The following is a 21,213-nucleotide window of genomic DNA, read 5'->3' as shown; positions in this document are numbered from 1 at the left end:
TCATGGGCGATCCGGCGACGGCTCGAAACTCGTTACTTCTGAAATAGGATCAGTGACGCGTAGAACCTTTCAGGCGTTCCAGCTCATCCTTGATACGCAGCTTGCGCCTTTTCAGATGGACAATCTCCTGATCATCCGTGGAGGGAGACGCAAGAACACTCTGAAGCTCATCCTCAAGAACCTCGTGTTTCTTCTCAAGCGATGCAATATGAGCCTGTACGGTCATGTGGCATATCCTTCCTTTTAGTACCTGCCTCCAGCCATCCAATCGGTTGGAGGCCTCAGGTTTACGAAGGAAGTGTGACACGATCAAAGCCCGTTGTCGAAGGTGAAATCTTGATAACTAAGGGGCAAAATCGTGGCATTGATAACGAATTATGATCCATCCCTAAAATAAATTTGCGTTCCGTTATTCTGCTACCGCAGGCGTTGCAAAATCGGCCGGTTTCGCGTCGCATCAGAGCCGTGAGCGGCCAACAGCCGCCGCAAGCCGCGTCAGAAGTTGTGATCAGCGGTAACCGTCACTTCAAATGACGCTTTGTCAGACTAGTTCTGCCCCCTGTTTGATGGTAGGAGCATGCGCAATATTTCAGGGCCTATAAAGGCCCGGGCATGAATGGGGACAAGGTCATGGCCGATCAGGAGCAGGCGGATATCAGGCTCGCACTCGCGCGTTTGCGTCAGGAGCACGAGGATTACGATACCGCAATAAACGCCATGATAACGGTCGGATCCGATGCCCTGCGCATCCAGCGCATGAAAAAGAAGAAGCTCGTCATCAAGGACAAGATGACCCAGCTCGAAGATCAGATCCTTCCCGACATCATTGCCTGAAAGGTTTTGCCGTGACCGACAGACCCGCCGTCGCCATCATCATGGGCAGCCAGTCCGACTGGGAAACCATGAAGAACGCCGCCGATACACTTGATGCGCTCGACATCGGTTACGAAGCCCGCATCGTGTCTGCACACCGCACGCCGGACCGCATGTACGAATTCGCCAAGGGTGCGCGCGACGAGGGCTTTAAAGTCATCATCGCCGGTGCCGGCGGTGCGGCCCACCTGCCGGGCATGACCGCGTCGCTGACCCCGCTGCCGGTGTTCGGCGTGCCGGTGCAATCCAAAACGATGAGCGGCCTCGATAGCCTCTATTCGATCGTGCAGATGCCGGGCGGCATTCCGGTCGGCACCATGGCCATCGGCCGCGCCGGCGCCATCAATGCAGCCCTGATGGCAGCCGCCGTGCTGGCGCTTTCCGACGAAGATCTGGCAGATCGCCTGGACATTTACCGCGCCGAGCACACTGCCTCGGTTGCCGAATACCCGAGTGACGAGGCCCCTTGAGGCGCCCAAGAAGAGCCGTATGACAGCTAAGATGAAGACGATCGGCATTATCGGTGGTGGCCAGCTCGGTCGCATGCTGGCAATGGCCGCTGCCCGCCTGAACTTTTCCACCATCATTCTGGAACCGCAGGCCGATTGTCCCGCCGCTCAGGTGGCGAATGCGCAGATCACCGCCGCTTACGATGATCCGGCAGCACTGGCGGACCTCGCAAAGCGCTGCGATATCGTCACGTATGAATTCGAAAACGTACCAGTCACCGCCGCCGAGACATTGGCGCGCTCCGTGCCGGTCTATCCGCCGGCCAAGGCCCTGGATGTGGCGCAGGACCGCCTGACCGAAAAACGTTTTCTCAACAGCTGCGGCATAGAGACGGCAAAATTCCACGCCGTCAACAATCAGGCCGAGCTGGAGGCAGCCCTTGCCGATTTTGGTGGACAGGGTGTCTTGAAAACCTGCCGCATGGGTTATGACGGCAAGGGCCAGCGCGTGTTTCGCGGCGGCGAAGATCTTGCCGGCGCCTTCGATGCGCTCGGTGGCGTGCCGCTCATCCTCGAAAGTTTTGTCGCTTTTGAGCGCGAAGTCTCGATCATCGCCGCGCGCGGCATCGATGGTACGGTCGAATGTTACGATCCGGCCGAAAACGTGCATCGCAACGGCATCCTGCACACATCCACCCTGCCCGCCCGCATCAATGACGCGACGGCCCAGACCGCCCGTGAAGCAGCGACAAAGCTGCTCACCGCCCTCGATTATGTCGGCGTCGTCGGCATGGAGTTTTTCGTGATGCCGGATGGCGGCCTGATCGCCAACGAGATCGCCCCGCGCGTGCACAATTCCGGCCACTGGACGGAAGCCGCCTGCATCATCTCGCAGTTCGAGCAGCATATTCGCGCGGTATCCGGTCTGCCGCTCGGCAATCCGGTGCGCCATTCCGATTGCGTGATGACCAACCTGATCGGCGACGATATCGACGCGCTGCCGGACTGGCTGAAGAGCAAGAACACCTATGTTCATCTCTACGGCAAGGCCGAAGCCCGCCCCGGCCGCAAGATGGGTCATGTCACGCAGCTGGTCGATTAAAGCTGTTCAGGCTTGCTCAGACCTCGGTTGCTTGATGAAACAGGTCGCCGAGGCACTCGCCAGCAGATTGCCGGCGGCATCCTTCAGCGTACCCTCGGCAATACCGATCGACCGCGACAGGTGCGTCACCCGCGCCTCGGCGACGAGATCCTCATCGCGCGGCACCGGGCGCATCATCTTCACGCCGAGATCAACCGTGCCAAACCCGACACCGGCATCGAGCATGCTGTGAACGGCACAGCCGGTGACCGAGTCGAGCAAGGTCGCGGCAAAGCCACCATGCACACCGCCGAGCGGATTGAGATGGCGGGAATCGGCGCGGGCGTGAATGACGACTCGGCCCTTTTCCACCTCCATGCCCTTCATTCCCATGGTCTCGGAAATACTGGCGGCCGGAATCAGCCCCGCCGCGGAGGCCTGCAGCAGCTCCAGACCCGTCATTTTCATGAAATCCACCACTCTTCCTCCCGTCAAACCGTGTATGAGGGGTAAGATTTGCGTTGATCCACGCATTGTCAATCGCGGCAAAGGCGCATCAACCTGTGGCAAAGCTGCGGAAAATCGGTGCTGACGCCACGAGAAGCCCCGGAAAACCGCGTCATATGGTTGACATGCGCCAACGCTGATTGTATCTCGACGCCAACCTAAAGGCGCGCCATCCTTTGATGACCAAAGCGGCGCGCTTTTGATTGATAGAGACAAGCGGCTTAACGGCCCACAGACTGCTGGATCAGTACAATGAAGATCAAGAACTCGCTTAAGGCGCTGAAGGCTCGTCACCGCGATAACCGTCTGGTTCGCCGCAAGGGCCGCATCTACATCATCAACAAGCAGAACCCGCGCTTCAAGGCTCGTCAGGGCTGATTGTGGCTGGCGGCTTTCATCGAAAGCCGTTGCGGATCACATTGTTGATAAAAGACCGATTTCGGTTTGATATTGAGCGCAGGCGGATTATCTTTTCCGCCATGCGCTTTTTCCGTTTTGCCACCCCGCTGACTATTGCCCTCGCCTGTCTGCCTCTCGCAGGCCTCGCACCATTTGCGACCGCCCATGCGCAGGAAACGCCGAATGGCGCAGCACCGGGCGATGACGCGCTGCCGGGCGTAAAAATCCCGCCGCAATCGCAAGCACCGGACCAGCCGTTGCCGCCCTTGCCCGAACGGCATGTGGAAACCCCACCCGCCACGGAAGCCCAACCGCAGCAGCAGGCGCAGACACCACCTGTACCGCCAACGGAAAACCTTTCTCCTGCCGCCAAGATCGACAGTCTGCTTGCCCAGCTGAAACGCGAGAACAATCCCGACAAGGCCAAGAGCATTGCCGAGGAAATCCAGACCGATTGGACCGAGTCGGGCAGCCCGACCGTCGATCTTCTGCTGCAATGGGCATCCGAAGCCGTGGAAAAGAAGAACAATGGCGCGGCACTCGATTTCCTTGACCGCGCCACTCTGATCGATCCTGATTTCACCGGCGCATGGCACCAACGCGCCACCTTGCATTACACGATGGGCGATCCACGCAAGGCGATGGCCGACATCAGCGAAGTGCTGAAGCGCGAACCCCGCCATTTCGGCGCCATTGCCGGCATGGCGGCCATCCTGATGGAAGCCGAGGAAGACGCCGCCGCCGAAAAAGCGCTGGCGCAATATCTCGCCATCTACCCGGCCGACAAGGAAGCCCGCGAGCAGATGGAAAAACTGTCGGAAAAGATCGCCGGCAGCCGGACCTGATCGGCGGGGCCTGACAGGGCTTCGGCTTTCCGCACGCGATGGCTGTCAAACACACGAAGGCATCTGTTCGGCTGAAACTCGCCGCCCTATGTCTTCGTTATATCGAACATGCTTCGCCGAACGCCCGCCACGACAAAACCCTCCAGACATTCTCGCCTGATGATCACAGCCCTGATCTGCATCGCCCTTCTCATCGCAGCCGCTTTCGCCTTCACCGCATGGCAGGCAGCCAGTATCGAGCGTCGTTTTCCCAATATCGGCACGCTGACGGATGTGGGCGGTTACCGCATGAACGCCCTTCATGTGCCGGCCGGAAAAGACGCAGACCTGCCGCCGCTTGTCTTCATCCACGGCGCCAGCGGCAATCTGCGCGATCAGGAAGCGGCTTTTCTGGAGCCGCTGCGCGGTCGGGCAGAAATGCTGTTCGTCGATCGACCCGGCCACGGGTATTCCGAGCGCGGCGGGCCTGAAAACGATACGCCGGATGGCCAGGCCGCCGCCATCGCCAAGCTGATGGATGCCTACGGCATGAAACGTGCCGTCATCGTCTCGCATTCCTTCGGCGGCGCGATTGCCGCGAGTTTCGCCGTCTTCCACCCGGAAAAGACGGCCGGCCTCGTTTTCCTCTCCCCCGCCACCCATCCCTGGCCGGGCGGCGTCGACTGGTATTACGGCCTTGCGCCAAAGCCTGTGATCGGCTGGCTGTTCACGCGCCTCGTCTCGCTACCCGCCGGCCTGTTCCTGATGGACGGCGCCACGAAATCGGTCTTCAGCCCCAACCTTCGCCGCGATCGATATGTCGAGGAAGGCGCCCCGGCGCTCGTGCTGCGCCCCGCCACCTTCCGCGCCAATGCCACCGACGTTTTCAATCTCCACGATTACGTGACCCGCATCGCGCCGCGTTACAGGGAGATCAAGGCACCGACCGTCATCATAACAGGTGACAGCGATCCGATCGTGCTGGAAGAAATCCACTCGCAGGGGCTGGCGCGCGATATCGCAGGCTCCGAACTGGTCATGGTCCACGGGCTCGGCCACAAGCCGGATTATGTCGTGACCGACCTCTGCATCGCGGCGATCGAAAAGGTATCGGGCTTCGAGCGGGACCTGCAGTCAACGGCGCGAACTGCGGAAGCACGGCTGAAGCAGAGTGGCGTGCCGGCTCGAACGGCAATCGGCATGTCGAGCGAAGGGCATTGACAGTTAGAGCGGCGGCATTCGCCGCTTCACCGATGTACCCTTGATAACAGCCGTGCTGGTGACGGCATGGTCGGAAAGTGCCTCCAGCACATCATCCATCTCGTCAATCGAATGCACGACAAGCCGGCCCAGAAAAGGATCATCGCCCGTAACCTTTTCGCATTCGATGAACTGAGGCGTGTCCTGAATGAGTTTTTCGACCAGATGCAGCTTTCCCGGCAGTGGCCGGATGCGCACCATCGCCCGGATCTGATAACCAAGCGCACGGCTATCGACATCCAGAGTGAAGGCGCGGATCACACCATCCGATACCAACCGCCTGACGCGCTCCGCCACACTCGGCGCCGACAGGCCGACGGCACGCGCCAGTTCCGACATCGGCAGCCACGCATCCTCGTCGAGCGCCGACAGAATGCGGGTATCGATGTCGTCCAGCACCTGCGCGCCGGATCGAAGGCCTTGCGGTGGATTTGCCTTTTTCATGAAAGTCAATCTGGCAGGTTTGCCTTCGGCATTCCATAGATTTCGCTGCTCGCCCTTTCCAGACTGAAGCATCATCATTCAGGAGTTGTTTTCATGCTGATCGGCATTCTGGCGGGGCTTGGCACCTGCGCCCTCTGGGGCCTGACCTTCATCGCACCCCGCGCCGTCGCGCCATTCACCGCCTGGGACCTGACCGTCGCCCGCCGTGGCATTGCGGAAAACGCGACGGTGTGACGAGCCTCACGCCCGCGTGTGCCGATAGACCAGATCGGCCGGATCATGCCGCGCCGCATCGGCATCCAGCACCGCTCCCAGCCGCTCCGCCAGACGGCAGGACGCCACGTTTTCGGGATGGATATAGCTCACGAGCGTCTCAAGCTTGAGTGTGCGAAAAACCCAGTCGCGCATCAGGCTGGCTGCCTCGAAGGCATATCCCCTGCCCTCGAAACCATCATAAAGCATCCAGCCGATTTCATATTCGGGAAACAGCGGCCCGGCATTGATGCCGATCTGACCAACGCACTGTCCCGTTGCCTCGCCCTCGCGCACCTCGATCATCAGCGCGCCATGACCGAGCAACTGCCACTGCGCCACGTCATGGCAGAACATGCCCCAGGCGATGGCCTGTGCATGCGGGCCGCCCATATAGATGGAGCGTTCCGTCGCCATGAAGGCGGCATAGGCCGGCCAGTCGTCCATGCGCGGGACACGCAATGTCAGGCGCTCGGTAAGGAGTGTCGGGATTGGCAAAGAGGTCATCAAACGCAGTCCTCAAAAACAGAAACGGCCGGATTGCTCCGGCCGCTCGAATGTCATTGCGATGCCTGCAAAACCTCAGACAGCGCTCTGGCCATCTGCGCCGATATAGGCGATGCGCACCATGTTGGTCGCACCCGGCGTGCCGAGCGGAACACCGGCCGAGATGATGATGCGGTCGCCGGCCTTGCCAAAATCTTCCTCGACAACGATGCGGCAGGCGCGGTTGACCATGTCGTCCAGATCGGTCGCATCATGGGTGACGACACAGTGCAGGCCCCAGCAGACCGACAGGCGACGTGCCGTCTGCACCTTCGGCGAAAGCGCGAGGATCGGAACGGTCGGACGCTCGCGCGAAGCGCGCAGGCCGGTCGTGCCCGACGAGGTATAGGTGACGATAGCAGCTAGGTTCAGCGTTTCGGCGATCTGGCGGGCGGCCAGCGAAATCGCATCGGCGCCGGTTGCTTCCGGCGTGGCGCGCTGCGCGTAGATGATGCTCGGGAAGAGCGGATCCTGCTCCACCTGATGGGCGATGGACGCCATCATCGACACGGCTTCGACCGGATATTTGCCGGAGGCGGATTCGGCCGACAGCATGACCGCATCGGCACCTTCGAACACGGCAATCGACACGTCCGACACTTCGGCGCGGGTCGGAACCGGAGCCTCGATCATCGATTCCAGCATCTGCGTGGCAACGACGACCGGCTTGCCGGCGCGGCGGCAGGCGCGGGTCAGGCGCTTCTGGATACCCGGAACCATCTCGATCGGCAGTTCGACACCGAGGTCGCCACGGGCAACCATCAGGGCGTCGGAAAGCTCGATGATTTCATCGATGCGCTCGATGGCCTGCGGCTTTTCGATCTTCGACATCAGGCCGACGCGACCGCCGGAAATGCGACGCACCTCGACCAGATCTTCCGGGCGCTGCACGAAGGAAAGCGCAACCCAGTCGACATCGTCGGTGGCGAGAACGGCATCAAGATCGGCGCGATCCTTGTCGGTGAGGACGCCGACTTCCAGCAGCGTATCCGGCAGGCTGACGCCCTTGCGATCGGAAATGCTGGTGCCGGCAATGACCGTACAGGTGATCGACTTGCCATCGGCCTTGATGGCCTTCAATGCCAGCTTGCCGTCATCGATCAGCAGGCGGTGGCCTTCCTTGACGGAAGACAGAATTTCGGGATGCGGCAGGAACACGCGGGTCTCGTCGCCCGGCTCATCCTTGTCGTCGAGCGTAAACGTCTGGCCTGGGGTCAGCGTCACCTTGGTGTTGGCGAACTTGCCGACGCGCAGTTTCGGGCCCTGAAGGTCGGCGAGAATGCCGATAGGACGACCCGAACGGCTTTCGACAGCACGAATGCGCGCAATCAGCGTGCGCATCATGTCGTGGCTGGCATGGCTCATGTTGATACGAAAGAGATCGGCGCCCGCTTCGTGCAACTTCTCGATCATCGCCTCTTCGGACGATGCGGGACCGAGAGTTGCAAGAATTTTTACCTTGCGATTACGCTTCATCAGTTCTGGCCTTCCTGCGTGCCTGGCGTGTCGGAAAGCTGGACCATCCAGCTGCCCTGACGGCCTGTGTCATATTCCTTGAAGCCCATCTTCTGGTAACCGCGAGCAAAGCAGTCTCCGACGCCGGTAATCTTGAATTCGTTTTCCGCGACGCACATGCTGACTTCGCCGGTCCAACGGCCACCACGGGCTGAATCCTCGGCGTAGAGATAATAATAACGTGATTGCAATTCGCCCTCGATGAGAGTGGCGCAGCTTGAGGCAGGAACCTGCCACCAGCCTTCAGACATCCAGCCCTCCTGGGCACGGTAACCGATACCGACGCCGACGAGGTTCTGGGTACCGTTACACACGCGAAAATCCGCGCGCGCTTCGCTGGGCGCGAAGATCGGTAAAGCAAGAGCAAGCGCCAAGCCGAACAGGGTTGGCGACACAAGGGTGGATAAAGAGAACAAGGACGATTTTGACACGGTGTGTGGCGGGGTCCCCTGCTAAATCAGATGCGACTGTCTTGGCGCGATGGCGATCGAAAGTCAAACGAAAGTCTAATCGGTTAGTGCCCGATTGCGAGCCGAATCCTGACGTTTATGACGCCTTCGCCTTGCCTATCCGCAATCTGCGTGCGATCAGGCATCAAGGTAAAAATCACGCAGAACAAACAATTGGCAAGTCGGGCAGCAGGCAATGCAGGACTTCAGTTCCTACGAAATCGTACAGGGCAATTATGACGGCGGGATGGTGCTTCTGGCCGATCACGCCATGAACAGACTTCCACCCGGATATGGTACGCTCGGTCTCGATGAGACAACGTTCGCGCGCCACATCGCCTACGATATCGGCATTGAAGGCCTCACCCGCCGACTGGCCGCCATGCTGAACGTGCCCGCCGTGCTTTGCGGTTTTTCAAGACTGCTGATCGATCCGAACAGAGGCGAGGACGACCCGACCCTGATCATGCGCATTTCCGATGGCGCAATCATTCCGGGAAACCACCCGATTGCCGACAGCGAATGGGCGCATCGACTCGACACATTTCATCGCCCCTACCACCGGGCCGTGGACTTGACGATCGGCAAGACAGCCGAGGCGAGCGGCAAAACGCCGCTGGTCCTGGCGCTCCACTCTTTTACACAGGCCTGGAAGGGCGTGCCGCGCCCCTGGCATGCCTCGGTGCTGTGGGACAATGATGACCGTGCCGTCAAACCGCTGCTGGGCATGCTGCGCGATGACCCGACCCTCATCATCGGCGACAACGAACCTTATGATGGCGCGCTGAAAAACGACACGATGTATCGCCACTGCATGCGCGCCGGTCTGGCGCACGCTCTTCTGGAGGTCAGGCAGGACCTGATCGGCGACGAAACCGGCATCGAGGAATGGGCTGTGCGTCTGGCACCGATCTTCCGGACGCTCAATGAAGACCCGGCGCTGCACCAACGCCGGATTTTCGCTTCGCGGACCGGCCCCTACCCGGCCTGAAGAAAATGGGAAACCGATCCGCCGAAGACATCCGACGCTCAAAAAGCCGCATTCGCACGCAACAAGCCATCGCATGGGTGGCTGATGCGTAAATTGGCTTGACCTCGCCTGCACTTCGCGGCAGGTGACACCACCCGCAAAATTGTCGAGACTATTTTAGGAGGCCCCGATGTCTGATGCCCATGGCGTCGCCCGCGACCAACTCCGCGCCTTTATCGAGCGCATCGAGAGACTGGAAGAAGAAAAGAAGACCATTGCCGACGACATCAAGGATGTCTACGGCGAGGCCAAGGCCATGGGCTACGATACCAAGATCATGAAAAAGGTCATCGCGCTTCGCAAGAAGGACGACCAGGAGCGCATGGAAGAGGATCTCATCCTCGACACCTATCTCTCCGCTCTCGGCATGATCCCGGGCGCCGGCACCGAGGAAGAAGAAGCAGCCTGATCGGCCGCCTTTATTTCCGGATTTTTGAAAAGGGCGGCAGCGTTTTTCGCAGCCGCCCTTTTCCGTTTCCGCCTCAGGCAGACCTCTCGTTTTCCGCCAGCGCCCTCAACCCGGCCACATCGCGCAACAACAGTTTTTGCCGGCCACCCGTTACCAGTCCCTTGCCCTCCCAGGCGCTGAGAATGCGCGACACGGTATGAAGCGTCGTGCCGGTCATTTCGGCGATGTCCTGCCGCGTGATCGGAAAATCGATCCTCACGCCCGTGGCCTCCTTCCGCCCTGCCTGCTCGCTCAGCCGCAGCACCGCATGCGCCACCCGCTTCTCGACCTCTTCGGTCGAAATTTCACGGATGCGCGTATGCGCCTCCTGTAGCCGCTGACCGATTGTGGTGAGCGCCGTCACCGCCAGCTGCGGATATTTGTCGATGAGTTGCTGCCACAAATCCATCGGCCAGCATAACGCCACGGCTTCCGAAACGCAGAGCGCCGTGCCGGGGTAATCGGTTCGCTGCAAGGCTTTGGCGATCCCGAACAGATCACCGGGATTGACCACACGCACGATGACCTGCTGTCCTTGCGGCGTCACCTGGCTCACCTTCAGCCGGCCATTCAGAAGCAGATAGAAATGCGTGGCCGGGGCGCCCTGCTCGAACACCGCATCACCGGCAGCGATCCGCCGGGATACCGCATGCGACAGCATGGCCTCGATGTCGCCGTCGGGCATATCGGCAAACAGGGCAGCGTGTTTGACCAGACTGATATCGAGTTTCAAATCGGACCTCCGTGCCGGCCCACCAATGCAAGCCTTCAGACCTGACTAACCACTCAAACGTCATCTTACTTGCGATTCATCAACGAAAGCCGGATTTTTTCAAGCCAATTGGGGTGAGTGCTGAAGGAGCCTCGCCATGTCCACAATCGATCAGCCTCAAACACCTCGCCGCGTCGCCGTGCCACGCGGGCTTCTGCAGACCGGACCCGTGCTGTTTTCCTACGGCTTTCGGCCGTTTTTCCTCGGCGGCGCCATCTGGGCCTGCGTCACCATGGTCCTGTGGATCGCGGCGCTCAGCGGCCAGATCGAGATCGCGGCCGATTACGGGTTTTATGCCTGGCACGCCCACGAAATGCTGTTCGGCTTCGGCAGCGCCATCCTCGCCGGCTTTTTCCTCACCGCCGTTCCCAACTGGACGGGCCGCCTGCCCGTGTCGGGCTGGCCGCTTGCCGGGCTGTTTTCGCTCTGGTGCCTCGGCCGGCTCGCCATGCTCGCTCCCGGCTGGACCGGTGTCTCCATTGCCGTGGCGCTGGATGCGCTTTTCCTGCCGGCTCTCCTCGTCATCAGCGCCCGCGAAATCATCGCCGGCAAGCAATGGAAAAATCTCAAAGTGCTGATCGGCCTTGGTGTGCTGACCGCCGCCAATCTCGGCTTCCATTATGAAACGATTGTTTTCGGTGCGCCGGATTATGCCTCTCGGTTCGGTATCTCGGCCTATATCGCGCTCATTTCCGTCATCGGCGGACGCATCATCCCGAGCTTTACCCGCAACTGGCTGGCCAAACAGGGCGCGACACGTTTTCCGGCACCATTTGGCCGTTTCGACATGGCAGCAATCCTGTGCTCCGTCATCGCCCTTCTTGCCTGGTCCAGCCTGCCCGAAAACGGCATCAGCGCTGCCACCTGCGGACTTGCCGCCATAGTGCAGTTCATTCGCCTCTATCGCTGGCGCGGCTGGACAACGACGGCTGAAACGCTGGTCACCATCCTCCACGTCGCCTATCTGTTCGTCCCCCTCGGTTTTGTCGCCATTGCCGCCGCCGCACTCGGCTATATCGACCGCGCCTCTGCCATGCATGTGCTGACCGTTGGCACGATGTCGATGATGATGCTAGCGGTGATGACCCGCGCCACCCGCGGTCATACCGGCCGGCAACTGACGGCTTCGAAACGCACCAATCTCTGCTATGGCGCCATTCTTGTCTGCGCGCTGGTGCGGCCGCTTTCGGGCGTCCTGCCCGGCCAGACCGACCTGATCTACGCAGCGGCCGGCCTGTTCTGGCTTGCCGCCTTCGGTCTATATCTTCTTGAATATGGCCCGATGCTGACGCGTGTCAGGCGTCAAACCATGGGTTGACGGTCAGCCCCCCAAAGCAAAAGCCCGCCCGGAGCAATCCGGACGGGCTTTGTTTTGTCTATCTGAAACCTTGGACTTAGAAACGGCCCGGATCGATCGCCACCGGATGCGCCGGCTTGAAGCCATCGTTCATCGCGGCATTGTCGGTGCTGAAGGAGCGCGAAACACGTGGTGCCTTGGTCGAGGTTTCGGCCTTGCCCTTAACCTGCGCCCACTGCGCCAGCATGTCCTCGGTCAGAGCCTTGTCGGCCGGCGCCGCCTGCGAAGCGGCAGCATTCGGCGTCTGCTTCACAGGTGCCTTGGCAACCGGCTTGGGTGCGTCGAAACCATCACCGAAAACCGTGCGACCATCATTGCCAGCCGCACTTGGATTGGCAAGCGCCACCTGCACCGGACGTTTTCCGGGAACCGGCACAGCCGTGTCCGGCGAACGGGTATATTCCGCGCTCTTGGCAAGAGCCGCGACGAGTTCCGGCGTCAAAGCCTGCGACCCTTCGGCAACGGCGCCGCCAGATGCCAGATGCTGGGCCTGGGCATCAAGTGTGTTCGGCACGGCCTGCGGCGAAGCGGCGGCCAGTTGCTGCGATTGCTGCGACTGCGGGGCCGGAAGCGATGCGTTCATCGGACCCGCAGAAAAGGCCGGGCGATGGGCCGGCACCGGCATGGCGGAACCGTTCACTTCGGCGCGATTGATCGCGGCGGCATAGGCCGTCATCGTACCGCTTTCGGCATCGCCCTTCATGCCGCGTGGACCAAGCAGGGTGGGAACAGGAATGGTGTATTGCTGCAGATCGGCAAAACTCTCGCCATTCTGCTGGGCCGGCAAAGCTGCCTGCAGCGCATCCTGCGCGGCGCTGCGGCCACCTTGGGAATACAGCGCATTGGCAAGGGTCGTGCCGTTATCCTGACGGAAAGCCGGACGTGACTGCGGCACGGGCGCATCGATATCGGGCGCCTGCGGCTGGGCAGACGCAACCATGACCGGCGCGCTTTCGCCCTCGTCTGCCGTTGCCGGAGCCGAAGGACGGCCGGGAGCGGCAGGGGCCGGCGTGGTGATGGCTTCGGGATCTTCATCCTCGTCGCCGCCACCGAACAGCATGGCCAGCAGGTTCTTCTTTTTCTTCACGGTTGCCGAAGAGGCGGGACCAGCCGTGCTGGCGATCTCGATCGAATCGGCGCCGACGCGCTTCTTGTAGTCGGCCAACGCCTGATCATAACCGGGCAGCGGCTTGCCATCGGACGGAAGATGGATGGTGTTGCCCTTCGGGAAAAGGCGGACCAGTTCGTCGCGCGACATGCGCGGCCAGGCGCGAACGCCGCCGACATCCAGATGCACGAAAGGAGAACCGGAAGTGGGATAGAAACCGACGCCACCGACCTGCAACTGCATGGCGGTCGAGCGCAAGGTCGCAAGTTTTACGCCGGGGATGAAAAAGTCCATCGCCTTGCCGAGCGTGTGCTGGCTGCTCTTGGCGACACCCTTGGTGCGCGAGCGCAGCATGCCGTTGGTGGCCGGCGAACGATAGGCGGAAACGATGTGGATATAGTCCTTGGCGCCGACGCGGCGATAGACTTCCCAGACCAAGTCGAAGAGGCGCGGGTCCATCTTCGTCGGCTCGTTGCGGCGCCAGTCGCGCAGGAACTGGTTCAGCTGCGCCAAACCTTTAGGGTCGAAACGGCCATTGCGCTTGAAGATGATCTCCGCCTTCTCGCGCGTGTGCGTATAATAAAGCTTGAGGCTGCGGGTCTCGGCAGCGGCACTGGTCGCCGACACCGCCGACATCAATGGCAGCGCAACCACGCAGAGCGAGGCGGCAGCCACAACGCGCTTGGAAATGGAAAGGCAACGTGCGGCCAACCCGCTGCGCCCTGTCCCATTTCCGGGCGTGGTGTTTTCGTTCTGATACGGCAAGTCGATCCCCGTCCGATGACAGCACAGCCAGTGCTGCTTCACATGACTGTGAAATGCGGTGACACCATGGCAAATTCGCCACATGCCCACAAGTAATTCTTTTATAGTCAACAAAGGACTTATAAAAGATTGACAGGTTTTACCACCCCTGACTTGCGTCAGGATTAACAGGAAAGATCGCCAGGACGGCGATCTCTATGGACCAAAATTGGTCTCGTTGCCCTCAACTCACTCTTTACGAGCAAATCAGGCCGCTTCGCGCAGCGGATTGTCCGGATCGATTCCGTAATCCTTGAGCTTGCGATACAGCGTGGAGCGGCCGATGCCGAGCTTGCGCGCCACCTGGCTCATCTGGCCGCGGTAGAACTTCAACGCGAAGCGGATCAGTTCCTCTTCCACATCCGCCAGCTTGCGCACGTCGCCGGTATCATCCGTGCTGACGATGACATTGTCCGGCACATGCATGGGCATGTGGTGAGCAGATGCCTCCAGCCGTTCACCGGCGTAGGAAGCCGCCTCGTCGGCACGCACCGATCCGCTCGCCCCCGACTGCGGTGCCGGTTCGACGGCAATCGCCCGCAGTTCTTCCGTGCGGAATTCCGGCAGCTGGGCAGCGATCTGCGGAAAGTCGTCTTCCGTCAGTTCATCACCGCTTGCCAGAACGACCGCACGGAAAATCGAGTTTTCCAGCTGGCGGATATTGCCCGGCCAGTCATAGGCGGTCAAAAGCGCCAGCGCGCCGGCATTGAGCGTCAGCGTGCGGTCGAGCTTCTGCTCGACGGAAAAACGCTCGGTGAAGACACGTGCCAGATGCGGAATGTCTTCCTTGCGGCGACGCAGCGCCGGAATGGTGATCGGGAAGACGTTGAGGCGATAATACAGATCCTCGCGGAAACGCCCGGCGCGGACTTCCTCGATCAGGTCTTTGTTGGTGGCCGAAATCAGCCGCACATCGACCTTCTGGGTTTTCGAGGAACCGACGGTCTCGATCTCGCCCTGCTGCACGGCGCGCAGCAGTTTTACCTGCACGTCGAGCGGCAGATCGCCGATTTCATCGAGGAACAAAGTGCCGCCGTCGGCTTCCACAAACTTGCCGGTATGGCGGTCGATGGCGCCGGTGAAAGCCCCCTTTTCATGACCAAACAGGATGCTTTCAACCAGATTGTGCGGGATGGCACCGCAGTTGACGGTAATGAACGGCTTGCCCGAACGGTCGCTGCCGCTCTGGATGGCGCGCGCCACCATTTCCTTGCCGACGCCGGATTCACCTTCCAGCACGACCGGAATGCCGGAATGGGCAGCCCGCTCGGCGAGATCGATGACACGCAGCATGTCGGGGCTGGCCGAGACGATATCGGCAAAGCCGATCGGCCCGGTGCGACCCTTGCGCACGGTGCGGGTCTTGGTTTCCTTCTGATCAAGCTTCAGCGCATTGGCGATCGAGGCCGCGATACGCTCCGGCGAAACCGGCTTGACGACGAAATCGAAGGCACCGGCCCGCATGGCCTGCACGACGGTTTCGATAGAGCCCTGTCCGGTCTGCACGATGATCGGAATATTGAGGTTGAGTTCGTTGGCGGCATCGAGAAAACCGAGGCCATCCAGTTCCGGCATCATGAGGTCGAGAACGACCGCATTGAACTGCGCGCGGTTGCGGCGAAGGAACTCAAGCGCGATCCGGCCGTTTTCGGCCAGATGGCAGGAATGACCATGACGCTCCACGGCGTTCTTCAAAAGACGACGTTGTACCGGATCGTCGTCCACGACAAGAATGTGCGCAGTCATGCTCGCTCCTGAAATCGTGTGCAGTGCCGTAATGGCACCCATACAGGAGGTTGTGTCATGAAAGGCTTGAACATCCCGTTTTGAGAAAGGCTTGCATTTTAACGGCTTGGCCTCAAAACAGAGCACCTGCGCATAAACCTGCTTCGAAACCGGCCGGAAACGGCACTCCAGACATTAACACGAAGGAAATTCACACGATGACGTCCCACGTTCGACCGAATGGCATCGATAGCCGCCGCGGTATCGTGGTCGCAGCCGAAAGCGCTGCCGGGTCCGCCGCAGCCGCAGGCCTCGGAGATCTTCCGACCTGGCGGCTGGAGGATCTCTACGACAGCCGCGACGGTGCGGCCTTCAAGGCTGACCTCGATAGCGCCACCGAACGCGCCCGCAATTTCGAAGCGGCATGGAAAGGCAAGCTTGCCTCAGCCGCAGAGAAAACGGGCGCACAGGGGCTTGGCACCGCGATCACCGAATATGATGAGCTTGACGACCTGTTCGGCAAGATCGGTTCCTATGCCGGCCTCGCCTATTTTTCCGATACGTCAGATCCGGCCAATGGCAAGTTCTACGGTGACGTGCAGGCCAGGCTCACCGACCTGTCCTCCCACCTGCTTTTCTTCGCGCTGGAACTGAACCGTATCGACGATGCCGTCATCGACGCCGCGATTGCCCGCGATCCGGCTGTGGCGCATTACCAGCCGTGGATCGTCGATCTCAGAAAGGACAAGCCGTTCCAGTTGGAAGACAAGCTGGAACAACTGTTTCTCGACAAGTCGATGACCTCGGCCGCCGCCTTCAACCGTCTGTTCGACGAGACCATGGCGGACCTGCGTTTCGAGGTGGATGGTGAAAAGCAGCCGCTGGAACTGACGCTGAACATGCTGCAGGAGCCGGACCCAGACACCCGCGCCAAGGCGGCCAAAGCGCTGTCGGCCACGTTCAAGGACAATCTGCGCGTCTTCACGCTGATCACCAATACGCTGGCCAAGGACAAGGCGATCTCAGACCGCTGGCGCGGTTTCGACGACATTGCCGACAGCCGCCACCTCGCCAACCGCGTCGAGCGCGAAACCGTCGATGCACTGGCCGCCGCTGTGAAGGACGCCTACCCGCGCCTGTCGCACCGCTATTATGCGATGAAGGCAAAATGGCTCGGCATGGAGACCATGAATTTCTGGGATCGCAACGCGCCGCTGCCGGAAACCCCGAATGCCGTCATTCCATGGGCAGATGCCAAGGACACCGTGCTATCGGCTTACGGCGCCTTCTCTCCCGAAATGGCCGATATCGCCCGCCGCTTCTTCGACGAACAGTGGATCGATGCCCCCGCCCGCCCCGGCAAGGCTCCGGGCGCTTTCGCGCATCCGGTGGTGCCTTCGGCGCACCCTTACGTTCTGGTCAACTATCTCGGTAAACCGCGTGACGTGATGACGCTGGCCCATGAACTGGGCCACGGTGTGCATCAGGTTCTGGCCGGCGGACAGGGTGCGCTGATGTGCCAGACGCCGCTGACGCTCGCCGAAACCGCTTCCGTCTTCGGCGAGATGCTGACGTTCCGGGCGCTGCTCGAAAAGACCAGGGACAAACGCGAACGCAAGGCCATGCTCGCCCAGAAGGTGGAGGACATGATCAACACGGTCGTGCGCCAGATCGCTTTCTACGAATTCGAACGCAAGGTGCACACCGCCCGCAAGGATGGCGAACTGACGGCCAAGCAGATCGGCGAATTGTGGCTCTCGGTGCAGGAAGAAAGTCTTGGCCCGGCGATCAGGATCTCGGAAGGGTATGAGACGTGGTGGACCTATATCCCCCACTTCATCCACTCGCCCTTTTATGTCTATGCCTATGCCTTCGGCGATTGCCTGGTGAACTCGCTTTACGCGGTTTACCAGAATGCGGCTCCGGGCTTCCAGGAAAAGTATTTCGACCTGCTCAAGGCCGGCGGCTCGCAGCATTATTCCGAACTGCTGAAACCATTCGGCCTCGACGCGTCCGATCCGGCCTTCTGGTCGAAGGGGCTTTCGATGATTGAAAGCCTGATCGACGAACTGGAAGCGCTGGACAAGGCGTAAGGCCATCAAACGTCGGCCTGCGCAGCCCGGCGGACAGTCGGGCTATAAATGAGACGTGCGGCATCCCACCTTCTTCCTTCGCAGGCAGGGAGGCTGGGATGCCGTCTTTTTCGCGCCTTGTGCCTATCGGCTGCTTTCTGCGAAGGCAGCCAGACCTTTCAGATGATCCAGGGCGTCCAGAAACACCTTTTCATCATCAAGCGCTCTGGCGAGTATGATGGCCCCCTGTATGCCAGCGACGATCGTTTTCGCGCGCTGTCTTGCTTGCGCGGCGTCAAGACCGCTGCTTTCGAGCGCGGTGGAAAGAGCCGAGAGCCATCGGGAAAAATAGTGTTTTACCTCCATGGCAAAACGATCCCGCGTTTCCTCCAGGGCGAACGCGCCGACGAGGCAGACGCGCCGTCCGGATTTGAAATAGGATTCGACCGCGATGAACATGTCGGCGATTGCCGCCTCTGGCTCATGGCCTTCCAGCGGCATGAAAATGTTCTTTTCGAACCAGGCCCGTATATCTTCCAGCACCACGGACGCCATTTCATCTTTTCCCTTCGGGAAAAAATGATAGAGGCTGCCTTTCCCAAGTTTCGTATATTCGGTGATGCGCGCGACGCTCGCGCCCTCGTATCCGAAACGCCGAAAAACCTCCCCGAGAAGGGGGATCACATCGGCCCGCTCCGCAACCAGACGCGCCATCAGACTTTCCTCATCGGATAAGGGGTGCCGGTCGTCCTGTGGAACAGTGTCGCGGTGCCAACAAGCAGGCTGGCGCCGACGAGAACCGGCATGATGAGAAATCCGAAGCCCGGATCATCAGCGAAGACGACGAGCGGATCCGCCCCTGCCGGCGGATGCGTGACCCGTAAGGCCGCCATAGCCGCGATTGCCACGCCCGCAGCGATGGCGGCGGCCCACCATTCATTCGGCAGCACCAATCGGAGAAGAAGCCCAACCAAGGTCGCCACTCCATGGCCACCGATGACATTGGCGGGTTGGGAGAGCGGACTGCCCGGCACCGAAAATAGAAGAACGCAACTGGCTCCAAAGGGCGCCATGATGAACGGCGCGTGCGAATAGGCGCTGAGCGCGCCGATCAAGCCGATGGCGATAAGGCCTCCAGCACCGGCAATGGCCGTCTTGTGGAGTGGTTGGGCCGGTTGGTGGCGCGCAAAAAAGGAAAGCATGACGAACTTTCTGTAATGATCGTTTATGACTTTACCGATCATTACAGATGATGGCGATTTGTGCCAAGTAGCGAAATCTTGCCTCTCCTCCGATTTGCGCGGCGCTCAGTGGTTCTGCGGCTTCGGGCTGAACAGGCTTTCGTCTTCGACATGCCAATTGCGGCAACGGCCCAAACATTTGAAAATTGGCGTCTGGCGGCGGGTAAAATCATCCGGACGAGGTCATCCAAGACTTGCCGCTTGTGAATTTGTCTGGCGCGGTCTACCAGAACGCCGCGCCGGTGTTGGAGCAAACCCTTCTAGTGGCGCGGATCGAGGACGCCCCGAGTGACATCATCATCGCCCTTCGCGCTGTTTCGCGATGATCGCACCCATCAAAGCATGGTCTTCGACAGGCCGCGCGAAATCGTTTTCGCCCACACCGCCGACGACATTCTGCCCACACTGGAAAAGCTCGAAGCCGCCCGCAAAAATGGCTTCTGGCTGGCCGGTTACCTCTCCTATGAGGCCGGCCACATTTTCGAGCCAAAACTGCGGCCGCTGATCGAAGACAATCGGGAAACACCGCTGATCGCCATGGGCATTTTCGATGCGCCCGCCGGCAACGAGCATCCGCTGGCGACACCGCCTGCCGTGACCGACACCGCAACGCTTGCCGATTTCCGCGCCGGTTGGAATTTCGACGCCTATGCCGAGCGGTTCGAACGCCTGCACCATCATATCAGACGCGGCGACTGTTATCAGGCCAACCTGACCATGCCGATCACCGCCCGCTGGCAAGGTGACGACAAAACACTGTTCTGGTCGCTGATCGAACGTCAGCCGGTCAAGTATGGTGCGCTGATCGACCTCGGCGGTCCCATCATTCTGTCGCGTTCACCCGAACTGTTCTTTTCCGTCGATGCCAGCGGCATGATCGAGACGCATCCGATGAAAGGCACGGCCGCACGAGGCAAAAGCGCGGCGGAAGACCGCGCCATCATCGCCACCATGCTGTCGGATGAAAAGACACTCGCAGAAAACCGCATGATCGTCGATCTGTTGCGCAACGACATTTCGGTCGTGACGGAGGTGGGAACACTGTCAGTGCCCAAATTGTTCGAGATCGAGACCTATCCGACCGTGCACCAGATGGTCAGCCATATCAGCGCCCAATTGTTGCCGAAAACAGGCCTGCCGGAGATTCTCGCCGCTCTTTTTCCCTGCGGTTCGATCACCGGTGCCCCGAAAATGTGGGCGATGCGCATTCTGTCGGAACTGGAGGACGGACCGCGTGACGCCTATTGCGGCGCGATCGGCTGGTGCGATCCGGCGGGTCCGATGCGATTTTCGGTGGCCATCCGCACGATCTCTCTTTTCAGGAGCGGCGATGCGGTCTTCAATGTGGGCGGTGGCATCGTGTTCGATTCCACGGCAGAGGCGGAGTATGAGGAATGTCTGCTAAAGGCAAGGTTCGCGGCGGGAAGCCAGCCGATCTGTCGCTGATCGAAACCATGCGCTGGGAACCGGATACCGGTTATGCCCGCATCGAGCAGCATATGCGCCGCCTGAAACGCTCCGCCGATGCGCTGGGTTTCCGCTCCGGCCCGGACGATCTTCTGCAACGCCTCAAAGCAGCTGCCGAAGGCGAAGCCCCCTTGCGCGTGCGCCTCGAAATGACCTTTCGCGGCAATATCGATATCACCACGTCAGCCTTCAATCCGCTCTCGGAAGACACGATCTGGCGCATCAAGATCGCCGAAACACGCATGCCCTCCGACGACCTGATGTACCGCCACAAGACCACCCGCCGCGAAGTTTACGAGGCCGCGCGCGCCGAATATTCGGTCGAGGATGTGGACGAAGTCCTGCTGCTCAACGAACGCGGCGAACTCTGCGAAGGCACGATCACCAACATCTTTGTCGAACAGGCAGACGGCACGCTGACGACACCGCCGATCTCCTCCGGCCTTCTCGCCGGCATTCTGCGCGGCGACCTGATCCGCGAGGGCCGCGCCAAATCCGGTCTGGTAAAGGAGGCCGATCTGGCGGGCCGGCAAATCTTTGTCGGCAATTCGCTGCGCGGGCTGATCAGGGCGGAACTGGTGGGGTGAGGC

The 21,213-nt window shown here is 60.5% G+C and carries 23 protein-coding genes and 2 pseudogenes; 13 read left to right on the top strand and 12 right to left on the bottom strand.

What is annotated here, in order from left to right; translation table 11 throughout:
* Positions 1-49 precede the first annotated feature (49 nt).
* Positions 50-226 (bottom strand): YdcH family protein, encoded by a 177-nt coding sequence (locus tag ACRQ1B_RS02140; protein WP_132271590.1) that lies wholly within the window; start codon positions 224-226, stop codon positions 50-52.
* 404 nt (positions 227-630) lie between these two features.
* On the opposite strand from ACRQ1B_RS02140, the gene ACRQ1B_RS02135 reads away from it, so the two are divergent.
* The 3 genes from ACRQ1B_RS02135 to ACRQ1B_RS02125 are packed head-to-tail and all read left to right on the top strand — an operon-like array spanning position 631 to position 2,424.
* A complete protein-coding gene (locus tag ACRQ1B_RS02135) occupies positions 631-834 on the top strand; it encodes a YdcH family protein (RefSeq protein ID WP_432292020.1) in 204 nt (67 codons plus the stop codon).
* Positions 835-875: 41 nt separating this feature from the next.
* Complete coding sequence (purE, locus tag ACRQ1B_RS02130; protein WP_153360636.1) at positions 876-1,343, top strand: 5-(carboxyamino)imidazole ribonucleotide mutase; 468 nt, start codon at positions 876-878, stop codon at positions 1,341-1,343.
* Between the two features lie 19 nt (positions 1,344-1,362).
* A complete protein-coding gene (locus ACRQ1B_RS02125; protein ID WP_432292019.1) occupies positions 1,363-2,424 on the top strand; it encodes a 5-(carboxyamino)imidazole ribonucleotide synthase in 1,062 nt (353 codons plus the stop codon).
* A 6-nt stretch (positions 2,425-2,430) separates the two neighbouring features.
* Here the strand turns inward: ACRQ1B_RS02125 and ACRQ1B_RS02120 are convergent, their stop codons facing one another.
* The gene (locus ACRQ1B_RS02120) at positions 2,431-2,883 is read right to left on the bottom strand and encodes a PaaI family thioesterase (protein ID WP_432292018.1); all 453 of its coding nucleotides are present in this window, start codon (positions 2,881-2,883) and stop codon (positions 2,431-2,433) included.
* A gap of 279 nt (positions 2,884-3,162) precedes the next feature.
* On the opposite strand from ACRQ1B_RS02120, the gene ykgO reads away from it, so the two are divergent.
* The 3 genes from ykgO (at position 3,163) to ACRQ1B_RS02105 (ending at position 5,354) form a co-directional block, all read left to right on the top strand.
* Positions 3,163-3,288: a type B 50S ribosomal protein L36 gene (gene ykgO, locus ACRQ1B_RS02115; RefSeq protein ID WP_006726873.1), complete on the top strand. Its 126-nt coding sequence runs from the start codon at positions 3,163-3,165 to the stop codon at positions 3,286-3,288.
* 101 nt (positions 3,289-3,389) lie between these two features.
* A complete protein-coding gene (locus ACRQ1B_RS02110; RefSeq protein WP_432292017.1) occupies positions 3,390-4,154 on the top strand; it encodes a tetratricopeptide repeat protein in 765 nt (254 codons plus the stop codon).
* Positions 4,155-4,313: 159 nt separating this feature from the next.
* On the top strand, positions 4,314-5,354 hold the full coding sequence (locus ACRQ1B_RS02105) for an alpha/beta fold hydrolase (protein WP_432292016.1): 1,041 nt from the start codon (positions 4,314-4,316) through the stop codon (positions 5,352-5,354).
* A 3-nt stretch (positions 5,355-5,357) separates the two neighbouring features.
* Here ACRQ1B_RS02105 and ACRQ1B_RS02100 read toward each other — a convergent pair whose 3' ends face one another.
* Positions 5,358-5,837, bottom strand: a complete 480-nt coding sequence (locus ACRQ1B_RS02100) for an Lrp/AsnC family transcriptional regulator (RefSeq protein WP_432292015.1) — start codon at positions 5,835-5,837, stop codon at positions 5,358-5,360.
* A gap of 93 nt (positions 5,838-5,930) precedes the next feature.
* Here ACRQ1B_RS02100 and ACRQ1B_RS02095 point away from each other — a divergent pair, with 93 nt between their 5' ends.
* Positions 5,931-6,071: a hypothetical protein gene (locus ACRQ1B_RS02095; protein WP_432292014.1), complete on the top strand. Its 141-nt coding sequence runs from the start codon at positions 5,931-5,933 to the stop codon at positions 6,069-6,071.
* Between the two features lie 6 nt (positions 6,072-6,077).
* Here ACRQ1B_RS02095 and ACRQ1B_RS02090 read toward each other — a convergent pair whose 3' ends face one another.
* The 3 genes from ACRQ1B_RS02090 to ACRQ1B_RS02080 all read right to left on the bottom strand — a co-directional run bounded on the left by ACRQ1B_RS02090 (position 6,078) and on the right by ACRQ1B_RS02080 (position 8,545).
* Complete coding sequence (locus tag ACRQ1B_RS02090; RefSeq protein WP_432292013.1) at positions 6,078-6,596, bottom strand: GNAT family N-acetyltransferase; 519 nt, start codon at positions 6,594-6,596, stop codon at positions 6,078-6,080.
* Positions 6,597-6,671: 75 nt separating this feature from the next.
* Entirely contained in the window at positions 6,672-8,111 is a 1,440-nt protein-coding gene (pyk, locus tag ACRQ1B_RS02085) for a pyruvate kinase (protein WP_432292012.1), read from the bottom strand.
* On the bottom strand, positions 8,111-8,545 hold the full coding sequence (locus ACRQ1B_RS02080; protein ID WP_432293792.1) for a DUF1036 domain-containing protein: 435 nt from the start codon (positions 8,543-8,545) through the stop codon (positions 8,111-8,113). The genes pyk and ACRQ1B_RS02080 overlap by 1 nt, the downstream gene beginning before the upstream one ends.
* A 250-nt stretch (positions 8,546-8,795) precedes the next feature.
* Between ACRQ1B_RS02080 and ACRQ1B_RS02075 the strand changes: the two genes are divergently transcribed.
* Together ACRQ1B_RS02075 and ACRQ1B_RS02070 are read left to right on the top strand one after the other, a co-directional pair.
* Positions 8,796-9,590: an N-formylglutamate amidohydrolase gene (locus ACRQ1B_RS02075; protein ID WP_432292011.1), complete on the top strand. Its 795-nt coding sequence runs from the start codon at positions 8,796-8,798 to the stop codon at positions 9,588-9,590.
* 169 nt (positions 9,591-9,759) lie between these two features.
* Complete coding sequence (locus ACRQ1B_RS02070; RefSeq protein WP_432292010.1) at positions 9,760-10,038, top strand: DUF2312 domain-containing protein; 279 nt, start codon at positions 9,760-9,762, stop codon at positions 10,036-10,038.
* 73 nt (positions 10,039-10,111) lie between these two features.
* Here ACRQ1B_RS02070 and ACRQ1B_RS02065 read toward each other — a convergent pair whose 3' ends face one another.
* Complete coding sequence (locus ACRQ1B_RS02065) at positions 10,112-10,810, bottom strand: Crp/Fnr family transcriptional regulator (protein WP_432292009.1); 699 nt, start codon at positions 10,808-10,810, stop codon at positions 10,112-10,114.
* A 136-nt stretch (positions 10,811-10,946) separates the two neighbouring features.
* Between ACRQ1B_RS02065 and ACRQ1B_RS02060 the strand changes: the two genes are divergently transcribed.
* On the top strand, positions 10,947-12,167 hold the full coding sequence (locus ACRQ1B_RS02060; RefSeq protein ID WP_432292008.1) for an NnrS family protein: 1,221 nt from the start codon (positions 10,947-10,949) through the stop codon (positions 12,165-12,167).
* A 76-nt stretch (positions 12,168-12,243) separates the two neighbouring features.
* On the opposite strand, the gene ACRQ1B_RS02055 is transcribed toward ACRQ1B_RS02060, so the two are convergent.
* From ACRQ1B_RS02055 to ACRQ1B_RS02045, 3 genes and pseudogenes are all read right to left on the bottom strand, one after another.
* A complete protein-coding gene (locus ACRQ1B_RS02055; RefSeq protein ID WP_432292007.1) occupies positions 12,244-14,079 on the bottom strand; it encodes a peptidoglycan L,D-endopeptidase MepK in 1,836 nt (611 codons plus the stop codon).
* 246 nt (positions 14,080-14,325) lie between these two features.
* A pseudogene (locus ACRQ1B_RS02050) lies at positions 14,326-14,529 on the bottom strand (helix-turn-helix domain-containing protein); the annotation flags it as partial.
* Between the two features lie 143 nt (positions 14,530-14,672).
* Positions 14,673-15,864 (bottom strand): annotated as a pseudogene (locus ACRQ1B_RS02045) (sigma-54-dependent transcriptional regulator); the annotation flags it as partial.
* Between the two features lie 197 nt (positions 15,865-16,061).
* Here ACRQ1B_RS02045 and ACRQ1B_RS02040 point away from each other — a divergent pair.
* Positions 16,062-17,936: a M3 family oligoendopeptidase gene (locus tag ACRQ1B_RS02040; protein WP_432292006.1), complete on the top strand. Its 1,875-nt coding sequence runs from the start codon at positions 16,062-16,064 to the stop codon at positions 17,934-17,936.
* Positions 17,937-18,059: 123 nt separating this feature from the next.
* On the opposite strand, the gene ACRQ1B_RS02035 is transcribed toward ACRQ1B_RS02040, so the two are convergent.
* Positions 18,060-18,629 carry a TetR/AcrR family transcriptional regulator gene (locus tag ACRQ1B_RS02035; RefSeq protein WP_432292005.1) on the bottom strand — a complete coding sequence of 190 codons (570 nt, stop codon included), beginning with the start codon at positions 18,627-18,629 and terminating at the stop codon, positions 18,060-18,062.
* Complete coding sequence (locus ACRQ1B_RS02030; RefSeq protein ID WP_432292004.1) at positions 18,629-19,117, bottom strand: HPP family protein; 489 nt, start codon at positions 19,115-19,117, stop codon at positions 18,629-18,631. Before ACRQ1B_RS02030 ends, ACRQ1B_RS02035 begins: the two co-directional genes overlap by 1 nt.
* Before the next feature lie 327 nt (positions 19,118-19,444).
* Here ACRQ1B_RS02030 and ACRQ1B_RS02025 point away from each other — a divergent pair, with 327 nt between their 5' ends.
* Positions 19,445-20,602 (top strand): aminodeoxychorismate synthase component I, encoded by a 1,158-nt coding sequence (locus ACRQ1B_RS02025; protein ID WP_432292003.1) that lies wholly within the window; start codon positions 19,445-19,447, stop codon positions 20,600-20,602.
* Positions 20,551-21,210, top strand: a complete 660-nt coding sequence (locus ACRQ1B_RS02020; protein ID WP_432292002.1) for an aminotransferase class IV family protein — start codon at positions 20,551-20,553, stop codon at positions 21,208-21,210. The genes ACRQ1B_RS02025 and ACRQ1B_RS02020 overlap by 52 nt, the downstream gene beginning before the upstream one ends.
* Positions 21,211-21,213 lie beyond the last annotated feature (3 nt).

This window comes from Endobacterium panacihumi (genome assembly GCF_050847465.1).
Taxonomy (GTDB): Bacteria; Pseudomonadota; Alphaproteobacteria; order Rhizobiales; family Rhizobiaceae; genus Neorhizobium; species Neorhizobium panacihumi.
Note: the sequence above shows the minus strand (reverse complement) of the source record. Positions and strands in the feature narration are given on the sequence as shown.